General features: G+C 67.8%; 20 protein-coding genes and 1 pseudogene. 12 read left to right on the forward strand and 9 right to left on the reverse strand.

Annotated features, from left to right (window positions below):
* Positions 1-114: 114 nt before the first annotated feature.
* From egtA to egtD, 4 genes and pseudogenes are all read left to right on the forward strand, one after another.
* Positions 115-1,263: an ergothioneine biosynthesis glutamate--cysteine ligase EgtA gene (egtA, locus tag GPZ80_RS27890; RefSeq protein ID WP_312880621.1), complete on the forward strand. Its 1,149-nt coding sequence runs from the start codon at positions 115-117 to the stop codon at positions 1,261-1,263.
* Entirely contained in the window at positions 1,260-2,573 is a 1,314-nt protein-coding gene (gene egtB, locus GPZ80_RS27895) for an ergothioneine biosynthesis protein EgtB (RefSeq protein WP_187224073.1), read from the forward strand. Before egtA ends, egtB begins: the two co-directional genes overlap by 4 nt.
* A 5-nt stretch (positions 2,574-2,578) precedes the next feature.
* Positions 2,579-3,298, forward strand: a pseudogene (gene egtC, locus GPZ80_RS32220) (ergothioneine biosynthesis protein EgtC); the annotation flags it as partial.
* Positions 3,299-3,397: 99 nt separating this feature from the next.
* Positions 3,398-4,342, forward strand: coding sequence for an L-histidine N(alpha)-methyltransferase (gene egtD / locus GPZ80_RS32225; RefSeq protein ID WP_246477565.1), 945 nt, complete (start codon positions 3,398-3,400; stop codon positions 4,340-4,342).
* On the opposite strand, the gene GPZ80_RS27905 is transcribed toward egtD, so the two are convergent.
* Positions 4,339-4,830 carry a MarR family transcriptional regulator gene (locus GPZ80_RS27905; protein ID WP_187224075.1) on the reverse strand — a complete coding sequence of 164 codons (492 nt, stop codon included), beginning with the start codon at positions 4,828-4,830 and terminating at the stop codon, positions 4,339-4,341. The two genes, egtD and GPZ80_RS27905, sit on opposite strands and share 4 nt — an antisense overlap.
* Positions 4,831-4,897: 67 nt before the next feature.
* Here GPZ80_RS27905 and GPZ80_RS27910 point away from each other — a divergent pair, with 67 nt between their 5' ends.
* The 3 genes from GPZ80_RS27910 (at position 4,898) to GPZ80_RS27920 (ending at position 7,275) form a co-directional block, all read left to right on the forward strand.
* The gene (locus GPZ80_RS27910; protein ID WP_187224076.1) at positions 4,898-5,557 is read left to right on the forward strand and encodes an NAD(P)-dependent oxidoreductase; all 660 of its coding nucleotides are present in this window, start codon (positions 4,898-4,900) and stop codon (positions 5,555-5,557) included.
* A 555-nt stretch (positions 5,558-6,112) separates the two neighbouring features.
* Complete coding sequence (locus GPZ80_RS27915; RefSeq protein ID WP_187224077.1) at positions 6,113-6,736, forward strand: NucA/NucB deoxyribonuclease domain-containing protein; 624 nt, start codon at positions 6,113-6,115, stop codon at positions 6,734-6,736.
* The gene (locus tag GPZ80_RS27920; RefSeq protein WP_187224078.1) at positions 6,733-7,275 is read left to right on the forward strand and encodes a DUF6461 domain-containing protein; all 543 of its coding nucleotides are present in this window, start codon (positions 6,733-6,735) and stop codon (positions 7,273-7,275) included. The genes GPZ80_RS27915 and GPZ80_RS27920 overlap by 4 nt, the downstream gene beginning before the upstream one ends.
* Here GPZ80_RS27920 and GPZ80_RS27925 read toward each other — a convergent pair.
* From GPZ80_RS27925 to GPZ80_RS27940, 4 genes are all read right to left on the reverse strand, one after another.
* Complete coding sequence (locus GPZ80_RS27925; RefSeq protein WP_187224079.1) at positions 7,238-7,756, reverse strand: hypothetical protein; 519 nt, start codon at positions 7,754-7,756, stop codon at positions 7,238-7,240. The two genes, GPZ80_RS27920 and GPZ80_RS27925, sit on opposite strands and share 38 nt — an antisense overlap.
* A gap of 102 nt (positions 7,757-7,858) precedes the next feature.
* On the reverse strand, positions 7,859-8,239 hold the full coding sequence (locus tag GPZ80_RS27930; RefSeq protein WP_187224080.1) for a hypothetical protein: 381 nt from the start codon (positions 8,237-8,239) through the stop codon (positions 7,859-7,861).
* Entirely contained in the window at positions 8,236-8,484 is a 249-nt protein-coding gene (locus GPZ80_RS27935) for a hypothetical protein (protein WP_187224081.1), read from the reverse strand. The genes GPZ80_RS27930 and GPZ80_RS27935 overlap by 4 nt, the downstream gene beginning before the upstream one ends.
* Positions 8,481-8,705, reverse strand: coding sequence for a hypothetical protein (locus GPZ80_RS27940; RefSeq protein ID WP_187224082.1), 225 nt, complete (start codon positions 8,703-8,705; stop codon positions 8,481-8,483). Before GPZ80_RS27940 ends, GPZ80_RS27935 begins: the two co-directional genes overlap by 4 nt.
* 218 nt (positions 8,706-8,923) lie before the next feature.
* Between GPZ80_RS27940 and GPZ80_RS27945 the strand changes: the two genes are divergently transcribed.
* Complete coding sequence (locus GPZ80_RS27945) at positions 8,924-10,138, forward strand: helix-turn-helix domain-containing protein (RefSeq protein ID WP_187224083.1); 1,215 nt, start codon at positions 8,924-8,926, stop codon at positions 10,136-10,138.
* Complete coding sequence (locus tag GPZ80_RS27950; protein ID WP_187224084.1) at positions 10,135-10,710, forward strand: flavoprotein; 576 nt, start codon at positions 10,135-10,137, stop codon at positions 10,708-10,710. Before GPZ80_RS27945 ends, GPZ80_RS27950 begins: the two co-directional genes overlap by 4 nt.
* 344 nt (positions 10,711-11,054) lie before the next feature.
* On the opposite strand, the gene GPZ80_RS27955 is transcribed toward GPZ80_RS27950, so the two are convergent.
* Together GPZ80_RS27955 and GPZ80_RS27960 are read right to left on the reverse strand one after the other, a co-directional pair.
* Positions 11,055-11,768 (reverse strand): sulfite exporter TauE/SafE family protein, encoded by a 714-nt coding sequence (locus tag GPZ80_RS27955; RefSeq protein WP_187224085.1) that lies wholly within the window; start codon positions 11,766-11,768, stop codon positions 11,055-11,057.
* A gap of 69 nt (positions 11,769-11,837) precedes the next feature.
* Entirely contained in the window at positions 11,838-14,657 is a 2,820-nt protein-coding gene (locus GPZ80_RS27960; RefSeq protein ID WP_187224086.1) for an aconitate hydratase, read from the reverse strand.
* A 149-nt stretch (positions 14,658-14,806) separates the two neighbouring features.
* Here GPZ80_RS27960 and GPZ80_RS27965 point away from each other — a divergent pair, with 149 nt between their 5' ends.
* Both GPZ80_RS27965 and GPZ80_RS27970 read left to right on the forward strand, forming a co-directional pair.
* On the forward strand, positions 14,807-15,148 hold the full coding sequence (locus GPZ80_RS27965; RefSeq protein ID WP_312880622.1) for a VOC family protein: 342 nt from the start codon (positions 14,807-14,809) through the stop codon (positions 15,146-15,148).
* Between the two features lie 478 nt (positions 15,149-15,626).
* Entirely contained in the window at positions 15,627-17,054 is a 1,428-nt protein-coding gene (locus GPZ80_RS27970; protein ID WP_187224087.1) for a phytoene desaturase family protein, read from the forward strand.
* 318 nt (positions 17,055-17,372) lie between these two features.
* Here GPZ80_RS27970 and GPZ80_RS27975 read toward each other — a convergent pair whose 3' ends face one another.
* Together GPZ80_RS27975 and GPZ80_RS27980 are read right to left on the reverse strand one after the other, a co-directional pair.
* The gene (locus GPZ80_RS27975) at positions 17,373-18,881 is read right to left on the reverse strand and encodes a flagellar basal body protein FliL (RefSeq protein ID WP_187224088.1); all 1,509 of its coding nucleotides are present in this window, start codon (positions 18,879-18,881) and stop codon (positions 17,373-17,375) included.
* On the reverse strand, positions 18,878-19,312 hold the full coding sequence (locus tag GPZ80_RS27980) for a hypothetical protein (protein ID WP_187224089.1): 435 nt from the start codon (positions 19,310-19,312) through the stop codon (positions 18,878-18,880). Before GPZ80_RS27980 ends, GPZ80_RS27975 begins: the two co-directional genes overlap by 4 nt.
* A gap of 363 nt (positions 19,313-19,675) precedes the next feature.
* Between GPZ80_RS27980 and GPZ80_RS27985 the strand changes: the two genes are divergently transcribed.
* Positions 19,676-20,971 carry an NlpC/P60 family protein gene (locus GPZ80_RS27985; protein WP_246477558.1) on the forward strand — a complete coding sequence of 432 codons (1,296 nt, stop codon included), beginning with the start codon at positions 19,676-19,678 and terminating at the stop codon, positions 20,969-20,971.
* Positions 20,972-20,988 lie beyond the last annotated feature (17 nt).

The following is a 20,988-nucleotide window of genomic DNA, read 5'->3' on the forward strand; positions in this document are numbered from 1 at the left end:
CACGGCACGGACGAAGGGGTGAGTCCTCTGACCGCAGTATGCGATCCGGAGACCACCGGGCCCGACGGACGACGGTTACGGGCCCGTGTGGAAGCCGAGGCGTACGTCGCTTCGGTGTGTTTCAAACATGGACCACCGAACCTGGTGGGAGTCGAGCTCGAATGGACCGTCCACCATCGTGACGATCCCCGGCGGCGTCTCGACTCCGATCATCTGGCGGCCGCTCTGGGGCCCCACACACCGCCGACACTAAGACCCGACAGTCCCCATCTCGCACTTCCGGCGGGATCGCCGCTCTCCTTGGAGCCTGGCGGTCAAGTCGAGATCTCCTCCCTCCCGGCCTCCGATTTCGGGCAGTTGCTCGACGCGGTCATCGCCGACCACCACTATCTCGCCGACCGGCTCGATCAAGCGGGCCTGGTCCTGGGTGCCTGGGGCACCGATCCTTTCCGGACTCCGCGCCGAGTCCTCGACACCCCCCGCTACGCGGCCATGGAGCGCGCGTTCGAGCCCATCGGCCCCGACGGGATCGCCATGATGTGCGCGACCGCCGGCCTACAGGTCTGCGTCGACGTCGGTGAAGCCGCCGACACCCCCGCCCGGTGGGCGGCGATCACGTCACTGGGGCCCGTGATGCTCGCGCTGTTCGCGAACTCGCCGCACCTCGCGGGCGAGCTCACCGGCTGGGCCTCGACCAGGGCCCGCAGCGTGTTCGGCACCGACCCGGCGCGCAGCCGCCCGCTGCCGCGGACCGACGACCCGGTGGGCGCGTGGGTCCAGCATGTTCTTGACACCCCGCTGCTCTGCGTGCGAAGACCAGGTCAGGCCTGGGACGCGCCCCCTGGGGTGACCTTCGCCGACTGGATCGCCGGGGCCCTGCCCGACCCGCCCACCACGGCCGATCTCGACTACCACATCTCGACGCTGTTCCCACCGGTTCGCCCGCAGGGCTACTTCGAGGTGCGCTACCTCGACGCCCAGGACGGCGCGGGCTGGATCACCCCCGCGGCCCTCGTGGCCGCGCTGACCGCCGACCCGGCCACCGTCGACGCGGTCGCCGCGGCCTGCGCGCCGGTGGCCGACCGCTGGGTCGTCGCGGCCCGGCGCGGCCTGGCCGACCCGCCGCTCGCCGCCGCCGCCCGCGCGGTGATCGACATCGGGCTGCGCGCGGTGGCGGACCTGGGCCTTCCGCCCGAATACGCCCGGCTGGTCACGGGGGAACTGGAACGGCTGACCGACAGGACCATGGAGAGGACGCCGTGACGAGCACGGAGGATTTGCGCGGGAAGGTCGCCGACGCGCTGCGGCGCTCCCGTGAGCGCAGCACCACACTGACCGAAGCCGTCGATGACGACGACCTGGTCCGTCAGCACTCGAAGCTGATGTCGCCGCTGGTCTGGGACCTCGCGCACATCGGCAACCAGGAAGAGCTCTGGCTGGTGCGCGACGTCGGCGGACGCGAGCCGGTGCGCGAGGACATCGACCACCTCTACGACGCTTTCCAGCACGCGCGCGCCGACCGGCCCGCGCTGCCGCTGCTCTCACCCGCAGAGACCCGCGGGTATGTGCGCGAGGTGCGCGAGAAGGTGTTAGACGTGCTTGAGCGCGTCCCCCTTGAGGGCTCGCGGCTGGTCGACCAGGGTTTCGCGTTCGGGATGATCGTGCAGCACGAGCAGCAGCACGACGAGACCATGCTGGCCACCCACCAACTCCGCGTCGGCGCGCCGGTCCTGCACGCGCCGGACCCAGGTCCGGCGACTCGGCCCGCGCGGCGCGAGGTGCTGGTGCCCGCGGGCGAGTTCACCATGGGCACTTCCACCGAGCCGTGGGCGCTGGACAACGAGCGGCCCGCGTACCGGCGCCACGTCGACGCCTTCTTCATCGACACGGTCCCGGTCAGCAACGGCGACTACCTGGCGTTCATCGACACGGGCGGCTACGACGACGAGCGCTGGTGGAGCCCCGAGGGCTGGGCCTACCGCAAGCAGGCCAACCTGGTGGCGCCCCGGTTCTGGAAGCGCGATGGCGATGGCTGGGTGCGCACGCGGTTCGGTGTGGTGGAACGGATCCCGCAGGACGAGCCGGTGGTGCACGTCAGCTTCCACGAGGCCGCCGCGTACGCGAAGTGGGCGGGCAAGCGGCTGCCGACCGAGCCGGAGTGGGAGAAGGCCGCCCGGTTCGACCCGGCCACCGGCCGCTCGCGACGCTACCCGTGGGGTGATGAGGATCCCGGCGTCGAGCACGCCAACCTCGGACAGCGGCACCTGCGCCCCGCGCCGGTCGGCTCGTACCCGGCAGGCGAGTCGGCGCTGGGTGTCCGCCAGCTCATCGGCGACGTCTGGGAGTGGTGCGACTCCGGTTTCGAGGCGTATCCGGGGTTCGCGGCGTTCCCATACCGGGAGTACTCCGAGGTGTTCTTCGGTGGCGACTACAAGATGCTGCGCGGAGGGTCATTCGGCACCGACGAAGCGGCCGTGCGCGGGACTTTCCGCAACTGGGACCACCCGATCCGCAGGCAGATCTTCGCCGGCTTCAGATGCGCCCGCGACGTGCTCCCGGATGAGGCGCGGTAGACGCCGTGTGCCGACATCTGGGTTACCTCGGCCCCGCCGTGTCCTTGTCCACCTTGCTGTTCGACCCGCCGCAAGGGTTGCTGAGGCAGACGTTCGCGCCGAAGGACATGCGGCAGGGCGGCACGGTCAACGTCGACGGGTTCGGCGTCGCCTGGCGCACCGACGGGCAGACGGTCCGCTACCGCCGCGCGGTCCCGATGTGGATCGACCACGGCTTCGCCGCCGTCGCCGCGAGCACCCGCAGCGACGTGGTGCTCGGCGCCGTCCGGTCGGCCACGATCGGCATGCCGATCTGCGACGACGCCTGCGCGCCCTTCACCGAGGGGCCGTGGATGTTCAGCCACAACGGGCGGATCGGCGGATGGCCGGGGAGTGTCGCCGGGCTCGCCGCCGAACTGCCCACAGTGGACCTGATGACGCTCGACGCACCCACCGACAGCGCACTGATCTGGGCCATGGTGCGGCATCGGCTGCGGGCGGGCCTCGACCCGGCCGACGCGCTGGCCGAGGTGGCCCGCGCGATCGGCGCGGTGGCGCCGGACTCGCGGCTCAACTTCCTGCTCACCGACGGCCGGACGCTGGTCGCCACCACCTGGTGGCACTCGCTTTCCGTGCTGAGGAACGAAGACAGCGTCGTCCTGGCCTCCGAGCCGTGGGACGACGATCCACAGTGGACGACCTTGGGTGACCGCCTGCTGGTCACCGCCACGCTTGACCCGGCCCCGGATGTGCGCGTCACCGAATTGGGGCCGATCGCCGAATCACCGGAGGGGAACGCAGTAGTGACCACGACCGACGCCAGGAACTCCGCTGTCGAAGTACACCTGCCCGAAGACCACGCCGCTCGTTCGCTCGCCGCCGATGTCCGCATGGGACTGACCGCAACGCCCAAATCTCTGCCGCCCAAGTGGTTCTACGACACCCGGGGCAGCGAGCTGTTCGAACAGATCACCCGGCTCCCGGAGTACTACCCGACTCGCGCGGAACGTGAGATCCTCGCGGCCCGCGCGGCCGAGATCGCTTCGGTGACCGGCGCGCACACGTTGGTGGAACTGGGTTCGGGCTCCTCGGAGAAGACCCGGCTGCTGCTCGACGCCCTGCGCGACGGCGGCACCCTGTCGCAGATCGTCGTCCTGGATGTCTCGGAGTCGGCGCTACGCGAGGCTTCGGCGGCGCTGGGGGAGGAGTACCCGGACACGACCGTCAACGGCGTCGTCGGCGACTTCACCGAACACCTGGGTCTGCTCCCCGGCGAGCCCGCGCGGCTGGTCGTGTTCCTCGGCGGCACCATCGGCAACCTGCTTCCCGCTGAGCGCAGGACATTCCTGGCGTCGATCCGCGACACCCTCAAGCCGGGGGAGTGGCTGCTGCTGGGCACCGACCTGGTCAAGGACGAGGCCACCGTCGTCGCCGCGTATGACGACGCGGCGGGTGTCACGGCGGAGTTCAACAAGAACGTCCTGCACGTCCTCAACCGCGAGTTGGACGCCGACTTCGACGTCGACGCGTTCGACCATGTGGCGCTGTGGGACGCGAAGAACGAGTGGATCGAGATGCGCCTGCGCTCGACCAAGGCCCAGCGCGCCCGCATCGCGGCGTTGGACATGGAGGTCGACTTCGCCGAGGGCGAGGAACTCCGCACCGAGATCTCCGCCAAGTTCCGCCAGTCGGGCGTGGCGGCGGAACTCGCGGCCGCGGGCTTCGCCCTGAGCCAGTGGTGGACCGACGAACAGGGTCGCTTCGCGCTCTCCTTGGCCAAGGCGGACTAGCCGCCGAACAGTTCCTTCGTGGCTTCCTGGCCCGCGTTGGTGGTGCGGGTCAGGAAGTCGGCGAGGATCTGGAGTTCGGCTTCGCTGTAGCCGGAGACGATGTCGTCCATGCTTGAGTTCATGCCCGAGTAGAGCGCGAACACGTCGGCGGCGCGGTCTTTCCGCGCCTGGATGAGGACCGCCCGGCGGTCGCTGGGGTCGCGGTCCCGGGAGATCCAGCCGCCGCGTTCGAGGCGGTCGAGGACGCCGGTCATGGTGGCGGGGTGCATTCCCGCCCGCTTCGCCAGGGCGCTGGGGGTCAGGGGGCCGTGGCGGGTGATCAGGTCGAGACACTCGAGGTCGGCGTCGCGCAGGTCCAGCTTGCCGCTCACCTGGTGGTTCAGCAGTGACAGCTGCACGCTCAGCTCCCGCAGCGACTCCTTGATGTCGTTGGTGAGCCGTCGCTTGCGCCTGCGGTCGTCCGCGTCGGAAGAAGATACGGAACTCATATGATACGCTCCTCGTAGTATATGACCGACGTAAGACAAAGTACTCGGCATGCTGAGGGAGCACACCATGAAGCTCACGATCTTCGCCGCGACCGGCGGCATCGGCCGCCACCTCGTCGACCAGGCCTTGGCCGAACGCCACTACGTCACCGCCGTCGTCCGCGATCCCGGCAAGGTGACCGCCGACGTCCGCGCGATCAAAGCCGACCTGCTGAATCCCGACGCCGACACCTTGCAGACGGCCGTCGCGGGCGCCGACGCGGTGCTGTCCGGACTCGGCCCCCGCAAGCTCAAGGACGCGGGCGTGACGGCCCCGGGCACCCTCGCCATCGTCCAGGCGATGCGCGCCACCGGAGTCCGCAGGCTCGTCGTCGTCAGTGCCGCCCCGGTGTCGACCATGCCCTCGCCCGGCAGGCCGAACCCACCACGCGACCCCGGCGAGGGCTTCTTCACCCGCGCGGTCCTCACGCCGCTGGTGAAAGCCGCGCTACGCAAGCACTATGTCGACCTCGCCCGTATGGAGGATGTCCTGCGGGACAGCGACCTCGACTGGACGTCCCTGCGCCCGCCGCGTCTGACCGACAAGCCGCTGACCGGGAACTACCGCACCGCCATCGAGGCGAGCGCGGGCGGCCACCTGGTTTCCCGCGCGGATGTGGCCCACGGGATGCTGGCGGCTTTGGACCGCCCGGAGACCATCCGCAAGGCGGTCGGGATCGCGAACTAGGAGTCGTGGTCGAGGAGGGTGGCCAGATCCTCGAGGATCCCGGCGAATACCGCGGCCGGATCGTCACCACGAAGACCTTTCCCGCATGTTCGGGGTGCGCGAGCAGGTGCGACTCACGCCAGAACTGGACGGTGAGGATCAGGGCGGCGCCTTCGCGGAACACGTAGGCGAGTCAGTTGGTCGGTCGTTGGGCCATGGCCAGTGCGGCCCCAGTCAGCGGTGTCCCATACAGCGTGCCGAAACTGCTTCACACACGCGTCGTTGTTGTCACACGTCAAACGCTGATCGGAGGCCACAGTCCACTCGACGCAGCGCGGGGCCGACCGTCAGTCGAGCTAACGAGATCGGTCGAGAGGATCTTGTCGAACGTCTATACAAGAACTTCCTCGGCCAATATGAGATGCCACTCTGGATGCTCGGCTATTGAAGACCGAGCACGCCAGTTGCTCCATCCGGGCGTACTTGCGCTGAACCCTCAGTGTTGTCGTACGCCGCTGCTACAACAACCAGTGCCCACCCGCACGCTGTCCGTAGCCACCTGGAGACCGCATGGCCATGACCAAAACTGGCCTCCTCCTCCCGCTCCTGGCCGTCGTCGGACTGGTCGCCTACTTCGGGCTGGACACCGTCACGGACACCGTGGGCGACCTGTTCGGCGGCAACGACCCGGTCATCATCGAGGACCACGGCTACCAGTTGCTGATTGGCGACGACGGCGAAGCGAAGGTCCGGCAGTGCACGGCCCAAGTCGCCCTGACCATCCGGCAGTGCGGCGACGTCAAGGTGGTGGTCATCGACGCGACCAAGATGCCCTTCATCTCCCGCAACATCCAGCTGGCTTGGGCGGACGGCATCCCTTCGATCCTGACTCGCAACTCGGCCAAGCAGGCCGTGAACCGCGCCGCGGCTTGCGGCAAGTTTGTCCCGAAGTACGGCGGCAGTTGTGACGAGTACGCCTTCGCCACCACCGACGAGGGCGGCTCCAGTGCCCGCACCGAGGAAGTCCCCCTGCGCGAACAGCGCTGCCAGGGCGGTGCAGTGACCGGCGGCTATGCCAAGGCCGCTGTCGGTCAGGGCGATCAGTTCTTGGTGGTCATCGCGAGCCCCGGCAAGGTCGCCACCAAGTCGTTCACTGGAGCCGACGTGGCAGAGGAACCGGTGGAACAATGCGCAGTGTGAACTCCTACGCTTGGGCAGACACGGCCTACGACCTGTCGTGGACGCTGGCCGTCATCCAAGGCCGCACCGAGGATGAGGTTCGCGCGGGCTACGGCGCAGATCAAGAAGTCAGCAAGCTGACGTTCGAACAAGCCAACGCCGAACGAACCGAACACCTGGACGACTACGGCCTTGTCCAGTTCAAGGCTGTCGACGACTACATCGTGGTCATCGAGCCGAACGGGTGGGTGGGCAACGCTCCCGAGGTAGCTCGCAAGTTGTCCAGCCCCACCGGCTTGTTCTTCTCGGTGTACTGGAGCCCGAGCGGCCACCAGATTCTTCAGGCCACGGGCGGCCAGATCACCGGTCGCTTCGATCCGACGTTCATCGGGCTGCCTGCCGGGGCGAACGACATGCTTCCTGGCTGGGTCGGCGACGACGAGTTCGACCTTGAACACCTACGCTCCGCCAGCCTCGCAGCAGTTGAGCGTCAAACCGGCCTCGCCTTCGATCCGGCCTGGCTCACCGATCCACTTCCGACGTACCGGGTATCGGCGTAGGTCGCCACCGTCGCAACCCGTCCAGCACTCGCCCGAGTAGCTCGTCGCCGGGGTCGATGTATACCGGTCGTGACGGTGCGGGGAATGCCTGCGCTTCCCGCTCCGGCAGCTCGGCCACCGAGTCCGCGGTGAGCTTCTGTTCCAAAATGTCCATCAGCTCGTCTGTCATCGGGGGCAGTACGCCCGTTGGCCAGTCGTGTCCTTGCAGGGAAGCGAATCCATGCGGATCGGTGTCGTCCTCCGTCCAGTTCAACCGCAGTGCTCGCCCGCTCAACGCCACCCGCTCTAACAGCTCCGCCACGGCAATCGAGTGGCCGTGCTGTCCGTCGTGCTTGCCCATGTAATTACGCCCGTCCACGTAGCGCCTGGCTACCGCGATGGCCGCGTTCCACTTGCGCCGCTGGGAAAGCGCATCGGATGGCAGCCACCAGACCGCCCAAGCGAGGGCGCCAACGATCGGCCCACAGGCCAGCGCCCACATGTCACAGCCGCCGTGCCCGTGTGAGCCAGGGCAGGACGAAACGGCCAGCCAACCGTCCGACCAGCACCGTGCCACCGAGCGTGGCCACCGCCAGGCCGACGCTCACGTCGGCCGCGCAAGCTGACCTCGGCAAAGCTTCTGCGCCATGTCCGGCAGGCCGCCGTCTTGTACCCAGATCGCTGCCTTGGTTCGCCGGATTTGGGCAACCAACGCCGTTACCACATCCGCCCGGTATGACAGGTGGACGCTGTTGAGCACCACTGCCGCTGACGCCTGCGGCATACCCAGCGCTTGCACCAGACCCCGGAAACCCACCCGGTCTTCTACGTCGAGCAATGACCCCACGTCAGAAAACGTCGCGCCCAAATGCCAGCCCTCGCTGACGCACCACAGCTCTAGGCGTTCCTTGGCCTCGGCAAACCATTCCGGCTGTTCCCGGACGTTGTGCAAGTAGCCGTAGACCAACGGGGCTTGCCGTTTCATGCCTGCTCCGTTCCGGCCTCGATCAACAGGGGAACATCGGTCGCATCTATCCGCCCCGTAGCGTTGGCCTGCAACGCGATCGCGATCGCGAACAGGCGAGCGGCGAGCTGCTGCTCGACTTCGGGGAGCGCTGCGCTGTACTCCGTCCGTCCGCCGTCGATGTCGAGTACCCGCCCGATGTAGACGGCGATGGCTTGGTTGACGCTGGACACTTCCGCCAGGAACGCCAATTCGTCGTGATTCACTTATGCCCCTTGGGTTCTGTGGGCAGCTCGGGGTGCTGCTTGGCGGCATCTCGCACCTTGCGCAAGCCGCGTTCCGCGGCCCGGACCGGTGGGATATCCCAGGGCGACGACACGATGACGGCCGCCCGGCTCAGGGCGCTGAGTTCGGGAATGGTGACCTTGACGGTCAGGGCGACCAGCCGATCTGGGGGCTTGCTGTTCGCCTTGTCCTTGCTTGCCACCTGTCAGGCCTTCCGTGGTCGCTGCTGGAAGGCACCCAGCGCCGAGAGTTGCCCGCACTGCCACGGGGGAGGCCGTCGGGGGAAGCACGTGCGATTACTCCCGACGCCGGGTGCCAGAGAGGACGCTAGGAGCGACAGTCGGTGACGAGTTGTACAAAATGTGTGACTGGCCACCCGCTACGCTGATGACGGTTGCCGCAGGTCGGACGGGGTGAGGCATGGACGGCACGTCGAGGCAGATCGGTACGAGAGTTCGCTATTGGCGGGAGCGACGGAACCTGACGCGTCAGCGGTTTGCCGACATGGTGGGTCGGTCGACCTCGTGGTTGGACAAGATCGAGTCGGGCGAACGCGAGCTGGTCCGGCTGCCGATGATCGAGCGGGTGGCCGAGGCCCTGGGCGTCGACCCGGCTGTGCTGACCGACGCTGCTCAGGCCGAGCGCGCCGAACAGTGCGTCGATGCCGGCGAAGTCCAGGCCATCCGTACCGCACTTGCTGCCTATCCGGGCTTGGCCGCGTGGCCTGCCGAGAACGTCAGTACCGCTAGCATTCGCAGGCAGGCCGAGTACTTGGACCTTGCCTGGTTGTCGTCCCGCTTCACCGTGTTGGCTCGCCACCTCCCCGGGCTGATGACCGAGGCGCAAGCCGCGGTGCTCAGCGTTCCGCGCGACGAGCGGGTTGGGGCCTACCGCGTCCTGGTGACGACCTACCGTCTGGCGTCATCCATGCTGCTGAAGTTCGAGGCCAACGACGTTGCCTGGCTGGCGGCCGACCGCGCCATGTACACGGCGATGAGCGTCGACGACACCTGGTCGCTGGCACGGGCTACCCGCAGCGTGGCGCGGGCCATGACCAGCACTCGGCAGGAAGCCCAGGCGATTTCCACGCTGTTGGACATGGCCGACCGGATGCGACGCGAAACCGAAACGCACGCTCCTGAGCTGCTGTCCCTGTACGGGATGCTCTACCTCGCGGCCTCGATTACGGCGGCCGGTCAGGACGACCCGGTGACAGCTCGGGAGATGCACGAAGAGGCGATGGTGGCGGCGCTGAAGTTCGAGCCGCACTACAACACTCACCACACCTTCTTCGGCACCACCAACACCCTGATCCACCGCGTCTCGGCGCTCGTACGCCTACACCAAGGCGGGCGAGCGTTGGAGTTCGCGGAGACCATTGACCCGTCCGCGGTTGCGGCGCTATCCGCCGAGCGGCAGTCGAACTTCCTGCTCGATCTCACCGAGGCGCACACCAGCGTCGGCAACCACCGGCAAGCCGTCCGCTTGCTGGGCCAGGCGGAACAGGTCGCGCCCGAGGAGGTGCGCTGCCGACCGCTGGCGCACGGCCTGCTGCGGTCGCTGCTGCACAACACCACCGGCGAGCCCGCTAAGTTGGTCAAGCAAATGGCTGACCGAGCGGGAGTCGTGGCATGACTAAACCGGTGCTGTACCTGATGATTTGCGGCGCCGGTCCGGCTGATCACATCGACCGCATGATCAAGCTCGCCCACGCCGATGGCTGGGACGTCTGGTGTCTGGCCACGCCATCTGCTGTTGAACACTTCCTCGATCTGGATGCGCTCGAAGCGCTCACCGGGCACGTGGTGCGCACCGGCCACCAACGAGCGGGCCAACCGCCGCTGCCCAAGGCCAGGGCGGTGATCGTGGCCCCGGCGACCTACAACACGATCAACAAGTGGGCTGCTGGCATCGCCGACACCTACGTCCTGACCCAGCTCGCCGAGCTCACCGGCCTCGGGGTGCCAATCGTGGTCCTGCCATTCGTCAACACCGCACTAGCGGCCAACCGCGTCTTCCAGCGCAGCGTCGCCGAGTTGCGCGAGTCCGGGGTGACCGTGCTGTTTGGCGAAGGCGGCTTTGTGCCGCACCCTCCGCGGACTGGTGGTCAGGTGATGGATAGCTACCCGTGGGAAGCCGCGCTCAGAGCTGCGACGCGGTCTGATTTCGGAAACATTGGAGACGAAAACATGCCGGTGAAGCCATGACACGTTCCATGGGTGACGCCGAGTGGGAGCGCTATAGGAACTTCCGCGAGACTACCTTTTCTCGCGTTCGGCTACTAGTTCGGTCGCGATTGAACTGGAGGTAGGTAGCCAGAGATCTTCTTCCGCCCAGCCGTACTGACCTTAATTGTCAGTAGAGGCGACCATGAGAAACTCGGTCAAATGCGTCCAAAAGTGCCAACGCCCGCAACGTGTAGGATCTAAGTCAGCCTACGGGCATCTCTTGGGCGAGTAGTCCCTCGCACTGCATTCCCTAGCCAGCATCTCCACATCCACACTGACGTAGTGCCGGATGCTGTCCACCCGCCTACCTCCACGGCGACGAACTAGAAGACGCTCTTCCCGATCAGCAGCAGTGCGCTCAGTGCTGCGACCACCAGGACGCCGACCCGCAGCCGCGGCCCCTCGACGTGCTTGCGCAGCGGGTTGGAGATCAGGGCGCCGCAGGCCAGGAACGGAATCAGTAAGGCCGCGGCCACCAGGTGGCGCTGTTCCACATGACCGGCCACCGCCAGCATCGCCAGCGACGAGATCGAGGCGACCAGGAAAAAGGCGCTCAGCGTCGAGCGAATCGTGGGACCGGACTGGTTCTGGTACACCAGCGCGATCGGCGGACCGCCGATCGACGCCATGGTGCCGAAAGCACCCGACGCGGTGCCTGCCACCAGCAGGGTGGGGACAGTCGGCCGCGGCTTCCACGTCATCACCGACAGGCCCACGCACACCAGAACACTCACCCCGATCAGCGTGGTGAAGCCCGCCACCGGCAGCGTCGCCAGGGCGATCAGGCCGAGCCCGTTGCCGGGCAACCGCCCCACCATCGCCCAGCCGACGTTCTTCCACTCGACCGAGCCGTGCTCGCGGAAGATCAGCATCGCCGAGAGCGCGGTCCCGGCGAACAGCACCGGCACCGGCACGAGCATCGGGTCGATCAGCGCCAGGATCGGACCGGCGATCAGGTTGAGGCCGAAGCCGATGGTGCCCTGCACCGCCGCGCCGACTAACAGGACCAGGCCCGCGATCAGCAGTCCGAGTGTCAAAGGGATCCCCAGAAATACGAGAGCGGGAGACGTCCGGGGTTGCCGGACGTCCCCCGCTCAGGTTCTTGATCAGCTGTTTACCATCTTGCGCAGCACGTACTGCATGATGCCGCCGTTGCGGTAGTAGTCCGCCTCACCGGGGGTGTCGATGCGCACGAGGCCGTCGAACTCCACAGTGGAGCCATCCGCCTTCGTGGCCGAAACCTTGACCGTGCGCGGGGTCTCGCCGTCGTTGAGCGCGGTGACGCCCGTGATCGAGAACGTCTCCGTGCCGTCGAGGCCCAGCGACGCCGCGGTCTCGCCCTGCGGGAACTGCAGCGGCAGCACGCCCATGCCGATCAGGTTCGACCGGTGGATGCGCTCGAAGGACTCCGCGATGACCGCGCGGACACCGAGCAGCGAGGTGCCCTTGGCCGCCCAGTCGCGCGACGAGCCCGAGCCGTACTCCTTGCCCGCCAGGATGACCAGGCCGATCCCCGCCGCCGCGTAGTTCTGCGCCGCGTCGTAGATGAAGGCCTGCTCGCCGCCGGAGGTGAAGTCGCGGGTGTAGCCACCCTGGACGTCGTCGAGCAGCATGTTGCGGAGACGGATGTTCGCGAACGTGCCGCGGATCATCACCTCGTGGTTGCCGCGCCGCGAGCCGTAGGAGTTGAAGTCCCTGCGCTCCACGCCGTGCTCGGTGAGGTACTTGCCCGCGGGGGTGTCCGCCTTGATCGCACCGGCAGGCGAGATGTGGTCGGTGGTGACCGAGTCGCCCAGCAGCGCCAGGACGCGCGCGCCCTCGATGTCGGTGACCGGGGTCGTCTCCATCGTCATGCCCTCGAAGTACGGGGGCTTGCGGACGTAGGTGGACTGCGGGTCCCACTCGAAGGTCTTGCCGGTCGGCGTCGGCAGCGACTGCCAGCGCTCGTCACCGGCGAAGACGTCCTTGTAGCTGTTCGCGAAGCTCTCCGCGGACATCGCCGAGGCGATGGTGTCGGAGATCTCCTGCGGGGTCGGCCAGATGTCGGCGAGGTGCACCGGCTGACCGTCGGACCCGATGCCCAGCGGTTCGGTGGTGATGTCGATGTCCATCGACCCGGCCAGCGCGTACGCCACCACCAGCGGCGGGGACGCGAGGTAGTTCATCTTGATGTCCGGGTTGATCCGGCCCTCGAAGTTGCGGTTGCCCGAGAGCACCGACACGACGGCGAGGTCGGATTCCTGCACACCCGCGGAGATCTCGTCCTGCAGCGGGCCGGAGTTTCCGATGCAGGTGGTGCAGCCGTAGCCGACCAGGTTGAAGCCGAGCTTGTCCAGGTACGGGGTGAGGCCCGCGCGGTCGTAGTAGTCCATGACCACCTTGGACCCCGGCGCCAGCGTGGTCTTGACCCACGGCTTGCGGTTGAGGCCGCGCTCGACGGCCTTCTTCGCCAGCAGCGCCGCGCCGATCATGACCGAGGGGTTCGACGTGTTCGTGCACGAGGTGATCGCGGCGATGGCCACGGCGCCGTGGTCGAGTTCGAAGGTCTGGCCATCGAGGGTGACGGTGGTGGGCTTGGAGACCCGGCCGTCGGCGGTGGCGGCGGCCGAGTGGTAGTCGTGTGGCTTGCCCGACGCCCCGTTGCCCGGTCGGTTGGCGGCGTGGCCGGGCGGGTCGCTGGCCGGGAACGACTCGTCCGACGCCTCGTCCACAGTGGACAGCGGCGCGCTGGCCTCGTGGGAGACATAGGCGCCCAGCGCGCCGCGGAAGGCTTCCTTCGCGTCGGTGAGCTGGATGCGGTCCTGCGGGCGCTTCGGGCCCGCGATCGACGGGACGATCGTGGCCAGGTCCAGCTCAAGGGTCTCGGAGAAGACCGGCTCGACGGACGGGTCGTGCCAGAGGCCCTGCTCCTTGGCGTACGCCTCGACCAGTGCGACCTGGTCGGCGGAGCGGCCGGTGAAGCGCAGGTACTCGATGGTCTCCGCGTCGATCGGGAACATCGCCGCGGTGGAGCCGAACTCCGGGCTCATGTTGCCGATGGTGGCGCGGTTGGCCAGCGGGACGGCCGAGACACCGGAGCCGTAGAACTCGACGAACTTGCCGACGACGCCCTGCTTGCGCAGCATCTCGGTGATCGTGAGGACCAGGTCGGTGGCGGTGGCACCCGCGGGGAGCTCGCCGTGCAGCTTGAAGCCGACCACGCGCGGGATCAGCATGGAGACCGGCTGGCCGAGCATCGCGGCCTCGGCCTCGATGCCGCCGACGCCCCAGCCCAGCACGCCCAGGCCGTTGACCATCGTGGTGTGTGAGTCGGTGCCGACGAGGGTGTCCGGGTAGGCCTGCCCGTTGCGGGTCATGACCACGCGCGCCAGGTGCTCGATGTTGACCTGGTGGACGATGCCGGTGCCCGGGGGGACGACCTTGAACTCGTCGAACGCGGTCTGGCCCCAGCGCAGGAACTGGTAGCGCTCCTTGTTGCGCTGGTACTCCAGGTCGACGTTGGTCTCGAAGGCGTCCGGGCGGCCGAAGATGTCGGCGATCACCGAGTGGTCGATGACCAGCTCGGCCGGGGCCAGCGGGTTGACCTTCGTCGGGTCGCCGCCCAGCGTGGTGACCGCCTCGCGCATGGTGGCGAGGTCGACGACGCAGGGGACGCCGGTGAAGTCCTGCATGACCACGCGGCCCGGCGTGAACTGGATCTCCGTCGACGGCTCGGCCGCCGGGTCCCAGTTCGCCAGGGCGCGCACGTGGTCGGCGGTGATGTTCGCGCCGTCCTCGGTGCGGAGCAGGTTCTCCAGCAGGATCTTGAGGCTGTAGGGCAGGCGCTCGGAACCCTCCACCGCGTCCAGCCGGAACACCTCGTATGAGGCGTCACCGACGTTCAGCGTGGCACGGGCGCCGAAGCTGTCCTTGCTAGCAGTAGTCACGTCCAACTCCAGTGGCGGCGCAAGTCAGTTCAGGTAGTCGAGCCCTGAGTCTCGCGCACCTGGTTGAGGCGCGCATCGACAGGCTCACGAAGCAAACAGTACGCTTGTCCTGTAAGCGACTTCAAGTGGGGGCTGATGTGATCCATCACGTGCAGATCGCGTGTCCGGTGGGCGCGGAGGACCGGATGCGGGCGTTCTATGGAGGCGTCCTCGGGTGGTCTGAGCTGCCGAAACCTCCGTTGTTGGCGGCCCGGGGCGGCTGTTGGTTCGCCGTGCCTGGGGGCGGGGAGTTGCACGTCGGAGTCGAGGTCGACTTCCGGCAGGCGCGCAAGGCGCATCCCGCGTTTGTGGTGGATGTCGACGCGGTGGCGGCGGCGGTGGCAGGGGCGGGCGCCGGTGTCCGCTGGGCGGACCCCGCGGAGATTCCCGGTCGGCGGCGTTTCCACACTGATGACCCGGTGGGTAACCGTGTCGAGTTTCTGGAGTCATGACCCGTGTGAACATCGAATGCTCACTGTTCTGAAATGAGCATTCGGGTGGACTGGAGCAGGGCGGACGACTCTGGGTCGCCGCCCTGCTCTCATGCCATCTACTGCCGACTTAGACGAGCCAGCCTGCGAGGTGGGCCAGGTTCGCGACGAGGTTGGTAAGCATGTGTTTCTCCTTTGAATCACAGTGGGGAAAGAGAAGTGCTTCGCCATTTGGCTTTCGAAGTGCCGTCAGCCTCTCCGTGTGCGTTTCTCTTGTCAAGAAGGGGATTTCATTTCGATAGTTTTGCGCTAATGTCGCGGGTGGAGATTCCCCCGGCGCGAGATGGTCAACTTTCGCTGTCCGAGTGCGGTCTGACCTGCGAAGATTCGCCGCATAGCAAACTTGTCGCAGTCGGACATATCTGGGTTGGCATATTTGACTGCCCGGCCGACTGGTATTCGGTGGGCGAGATTCCTGACTTCATAGAAGGATGTTCGTATGGACGCTGTGGTGGTCGGGGCGGGGCCCAACGGGCTCGCGGCGGCACTGGTGTTGGCCAAAGCCGGGTTGGCGGTGGAGGTGCATGAGGCAGCCCAGACGATCGGCGGCGGTTCCAGGACGGCCGAGCTGACCCTGCCGGGGTTGCGGCACGACGTGTGCGCCCACGCCCATCCGATGGGCCTCGCCTCGCCGTTCTTCCGCGCCTTCGGCCTCGCCGAACACGGCGTCGACCTGCTCGTCCCCGAGGTGTCCTACGCCCACCCGCTCGACGGCGGTCGAGCAGGCGTGGCCTGGCGCGATCTGGACCGGACGGTGGAAGGCCTGGGTCGAGACGGGCGGGCATGGCGAAGTCTGCTGGGGCCGCTGGTCCGGGACTGGCCGGGCTTGGTCGATCTCGCGATGTCGGACTTCCGGTCGGTACCCCGCGCGCTCCGGTTCCCGCTGCGGGTCCTGGAACAGGCGTCCCCGCTGTGGGGCGCACGCTTCAGCGGGACGGTCGCACCCGCCCTGCTGACCGGAGTGAGTGCGCACGCGGTGACGCCACCCCGAGCCCTCGCGCCCGCCGGAGCCGGACTGCTGCTCGCCACCCTCGGCCACGCGGTCGGCTGGCCCATCGCCCGCGGCGGCAGCCAGTCCATAGTGGACGCTCTGGCGGCGGAGTTGGTCAGGCTGGGTGGGAAGATCGTGACCGACAGCCGGATCGACTCGCTGTCACAGGTCCGCGCGCACGCCGTCCTGCTCGACGTCAGCCCCGCGGCGCTGGCGGGAATGGCCGAACTGCCTGGCCGGTACCTGCGGTGGCTGCGGGCATTCCGCTATGGCGGGGGAGTGTGCAAGGTCGACTTCGCCCTGTCCGGCCCGGTGCCGTGGACGGTCCCGGAACTCGCCGCCGCCGCAACGCTGCACGTGGTCGGCGACCGGGGGGAGGCGGTGGCCGCCGAAGAGGAAGTCGCGGCAGGCAGACACCCCACGCGGCCGTATGTGCTGGTGGGACAACCTGGCGTGGTGGACCCGGGCCGGGCCCCGGAGGGCATGCACACGCTGTGGTCGTACGCGCATGTGCCGAACGGGTCCACTGTGGATGTCGGCGAACGGGTGACGGCCCAGATCGAACGGTTCGCACCGGGGTTCAGGGACCTGGTGGTGGAACGGTCGGTGGTGACGGCCGTGGAGATGGCTCGGTACAACGCGAACTACGTCGGCGGGGACATCGGCGCCGGCGCGCTTTCGGTGTGGCAGACCGTGTTCAGGCCGGTTCCGCGGTGGGATCCCTATCGGACGCCCATACCTGGCGTGTACCTGTGTTCGGCTTCGACACCGCCTGGGCCTGGGGTGCACGGAATGAGTGGCGTCCATGCCGCTGGACGCGTTTTGCGGCAGCGTTTCGGCATGAGGACAGATGCGCTGGATCTGATCCGGAGCTGAATCTTCGGCTCCGCTCCACAGGTGTGTGTTGGCCTGGAGTTGGCGATGTCCGGAGGTGGGGCACAGCGCCGCTTCCTGGTGGAGTCGAGTCTGGAGCGTGGGATGAGTGCCTTTTCCGAAGGCGACCACATCCGGAGTTCGGAAGGACTCTCCTGACGTTCGCCCGTCGGGGTGGAGCTGTCGGTGGCTCTTCTTCGGGGTTTGGCCGGCTTGCCCTGCTGGGGTGATGGGCGCGGTGTTTCCGGGGAGCGAAACAGAAGAGGCCCCGCTGTGGAGCGGGGCCTCTTCTTGGTCTAGCGCTTAGTTCTTACGACTGCACTACTTGAGCATCTTGATGAGGGCCTTGACGTCCGCGGGCTCCAGGCTCTTCAGGGCGGTGACCTGGATGTCGGTCAGCGACCGGATGGGGCTGACGTACCACTTGCCGTCCACCTGGGTGGTGACGACGCCGGTGTTGGCCATCATGCCCTTGACCAGGTTGGTCAGTGCCCTCTTGGCGTCCGGCTTCATGCGCTTGCCGCCGATCTCGGCGGCCGCGTCGTCGGCGCAGAACTTCTTCTTCTCGCCGTCGGCCTCAGCTTCGTAGCACTCGCCGTCCTTGATGACGCTGACGGTCTGGCCCTCCATCTCCGCCTCGAACTCCTTGAGGAGGACCTTCGTGGCGCCCTCGACCTCGGTGGTCTCGGTCTCCAGCTTGGTGATCTTGACCCCGGTCGCCTCGGCGCCGTCCTTCTTGGCCATCTCGACCAGCATCGGGCCCAGGTCGTGCAGCACTGCCATCTCGTCCGGCGGGAGGAGTTCGATGACCCGCTCCAGGTTCGCGTCCAGGGCCGCTTCCGCCATTTCGCGAACCGCCTGGTTGGGGGAGTCCGCGCCCTTGGCGGCGATGGGGCTCTTCGGCCAGGACTCGTCGGCCTCTTGCAGGGCGTAGTCCGCGATCGAGTAGAACAGGCTCGGGTACCACTCGCCGTCGACGTTCACGGTGGCGATGCGGATGGCCTTGCCGTCGTTGTCCTTGACGATCTCGGCGATGTCGACCGTCTCGGTCTGCGGCTTCGCGTCCAGTCCGCGCGGGAACGCGGCCTCGATGAACTCCTCGGTCAGCGGCAGCTTGCTCGCGTCGGAGCTGATGGTGAGCTTGCCCGCGACCAGCTTGGTGATGGTCAGGTGGTCGTTGACCTTCTCCGCGTTCTGCTCGTCGAACTGCAGGCCCTCGGTCTTGAGCTCGAAGCCCTGCAGCTTGTTCGGGTCGGCGTCGGCCTTGTAGATCTCGAGCCGCTGCAGTTCCTTGGTGGTCTCGGAGTTCAGCGTGGTCATCAGGTCGCGCTCGGCGGGCGCCAGGCCCGTGAGCAGACCCGCGACGTCACCCTGGCCGAGGGCGTTGACCAGGCTGGTCGCCGCCGCCGTCGGGCTCTGCGCGCCCGCGGGGGCGGTGCCCCGGTTGAGCGCCCACACCGTCACACCCGCACCCGCCGCGACCGCGATGACCGCGGCCACGACACCGATGACCAGGCCCTTGCGCTTCTTGGGCTGCTCCGGCGCCGGGTAGCCGTACGCGCCGAACTGCTGCTGGCCGTACGGGTCGCCCTGCGGCTGGCCGTACTGCTGCTCGCCGAGCTGGCCGTACTGCTGGGTCGGCTGCGGCCCGGTCTGCGGGTACCCCTGCTGCGGGTAGCCCCCCTGCTGCGGGTATCCGGGCTGGCCGCCCTGCTGGGGGTAACCGCCCTGCTGGGGGTAACCGCCCTGCTGCGGGTACCCAGGCTGGCCGCCCGGCTGCTGATATGGGTCGTTCGGCTGCCCCTGGCCGCCTGAACCTGGATAGGTCACGGTTCCCCTCCTGCGATCCTGCTTGCGCTCCTGCGCCGGCTTACGAAGATGCCCACGGCCCCGATGAGAGCCACCAACGAGCCGATCAATGTGACCGTCGGTCCGGTGCCCGCAATGCCGAGCGAGCTTTCCTCGCCACCGCTTTCGACGGTGGCGACACCCGAAATGGTTCCAGTGAATATCGTCAGAACCACGCAGATCGTTGCGCTCGTCCGGTGCAAGCCGAGCGTGTAGGCCACAACGCTCAGCGTCACCACCGGGATCAAGGCGAACCAGATGTAGAGCAGGACCTCCAGCACGTCGCCGCGCAGGAAGCCGAGGGTCTGGATCACGCCGATCAGCTGGAAGCTGTCGCGTAGCACCGCGCCGGACCGGAACCAGGGAAGGAACATGCCCGCGACGACCGCCACGAGTCCCGCGGCGGCGATCACGGCGGTCGCCGCCCCCCGAGCGCGAGTTGATCCCTGAGTCACGGCGACATCGTCGCAGCACCGGGCACAGGCAGTCACATCGGGCTCGGCAACGATTCACTCGCTGTGTCTAGTGTCGATCACCCAGGTGGAGCAGCGCGGATACACCCTGCGTGTCACAAGGGGACCAAGTTGTCCAGGGTGATGAAGTTTCCCCTGTTACGACTGGTGCAATTGTGGTCCTAATGGCACAGTCGTCGTAGGCCGGTCCGTTTCCCGCCGAGCCGGCGGTCACGGGGCGCCGATCCGTCCGAAGTGGACGGGGGAGCCGTCCACACTGGGAGGTGGGAAACCATGAGGAAACGACGCGGTAGCAGAGTGTTCATGGTCGCGACGTCTCTCTCGTTGGTGATCTGCATGGCGGTCCCGCCGACAGCGGTCGCGGTCCCTCCACCTCCGCCGAACCCGAGCGATTCCGAGCTCTCCGCGGGCCGCACCGAAGCCAAGGCGAAAGCGGGCAAGGTCGGCGAGCTGACGAACCAGCTAGCCCGGGCCGAGGCCCGGCTGATGGAGCTGCAGGCCGAGGTCGAGGCCAAGATGGAGGACGCCAACAAGGCCCTCGTCGACCTCGAGACCGCCGAGGACCTCGCCGCCAAGGCGAAGGCCGACGCCGAGGCCGCCAAGCGCGAGTCCGACAACGCGAGCCAGTCGATCGAGAACGCCCGAAAGCAGCTGGACGAGTTCGCCGCGGGCAGCTATAAGCAGGGCACGACCGTCGGCTCGATGTCGGCGTACATGGGGGCCAAGAGCCCGGAAGACCTGCTCGCCCGCGCGCAGCTGCTCAACGCCGTCAGCGGCAGCGAGCTGGACGCGCTCGAGTCCATGGAGCGGGCCCGCACGGTCAAGGCCAACAAGGACTCACTGGCCCGCGCCGCCCTCGACGAGGCAACCAAGCGCCAGGCCGAGGCCGAACAGGCCAAGCGCAACGCCGACGCCGCCACGGCCTCGGCTCAGCAGGCCCAGCGCGACCAGGCGGGCAAGTCCAAGGAGCTCGAAGCCGCCCGCGCGGACTACGAGCGCCAGCTCGACGAGGCCCAGGCCAAGGTCGGCGGGCTGGAGAACCAGCGCAAGCGCTACCAGGACTGGCTCGCCGCCAAGCAGCGCGAGGACGCCGCCAACGCCGCCGCCGCGCAGGCGTCGGCCCCGGCGGGTCCGCGTCCGGCGGGTCCGCGTCCGGCGGTCAACCGGCCGCCGACGGGCAACGCCGTGCGGATCGTGATCGACCGGGCCCTTTCCCAGCTGGGCGTGCAGTACGCCTGGGGCGGCGGCAACGGCAGCGGCCCCACCCGCGGCATCCGCGACGGCGGCGTCGCCGACTCGTTCGGCGACTACAACAAGGTCGGCTTCGACTGCTCCGGCCTGATGATCTACGCCTTCGCCGGCGTCGGGATCAGGCTGCCGCACTACAGCGGCTACCAGGCCGCCGCGGGCCGCCGCGTCCCGTTGAACCAGATGGCCCCCGGCGACATGCTGTTCTGGGCCACCCGAGGCCGCATCCACCACGTCGCGATGTACATCGGCAACGGCCAGATGGTCGAGGCGCCGTACTCGGGTTCCCGCGTCCGTATCGCCCCGGTCCGCTACGGCGGCATCGTCCCCTACGCGACCCGGCTCCTCTGACTCGTCACATGGTGAGA

This window comes from Actinokineospora xionganensis (assembly GCF_014323725.1).
GTDB lineage: Bacteria > Actinomycetota > Actinomycetes > Mycobacteriales > Pseudonocardiaceae > Actinokineospora > Actinokineospora xionganensis.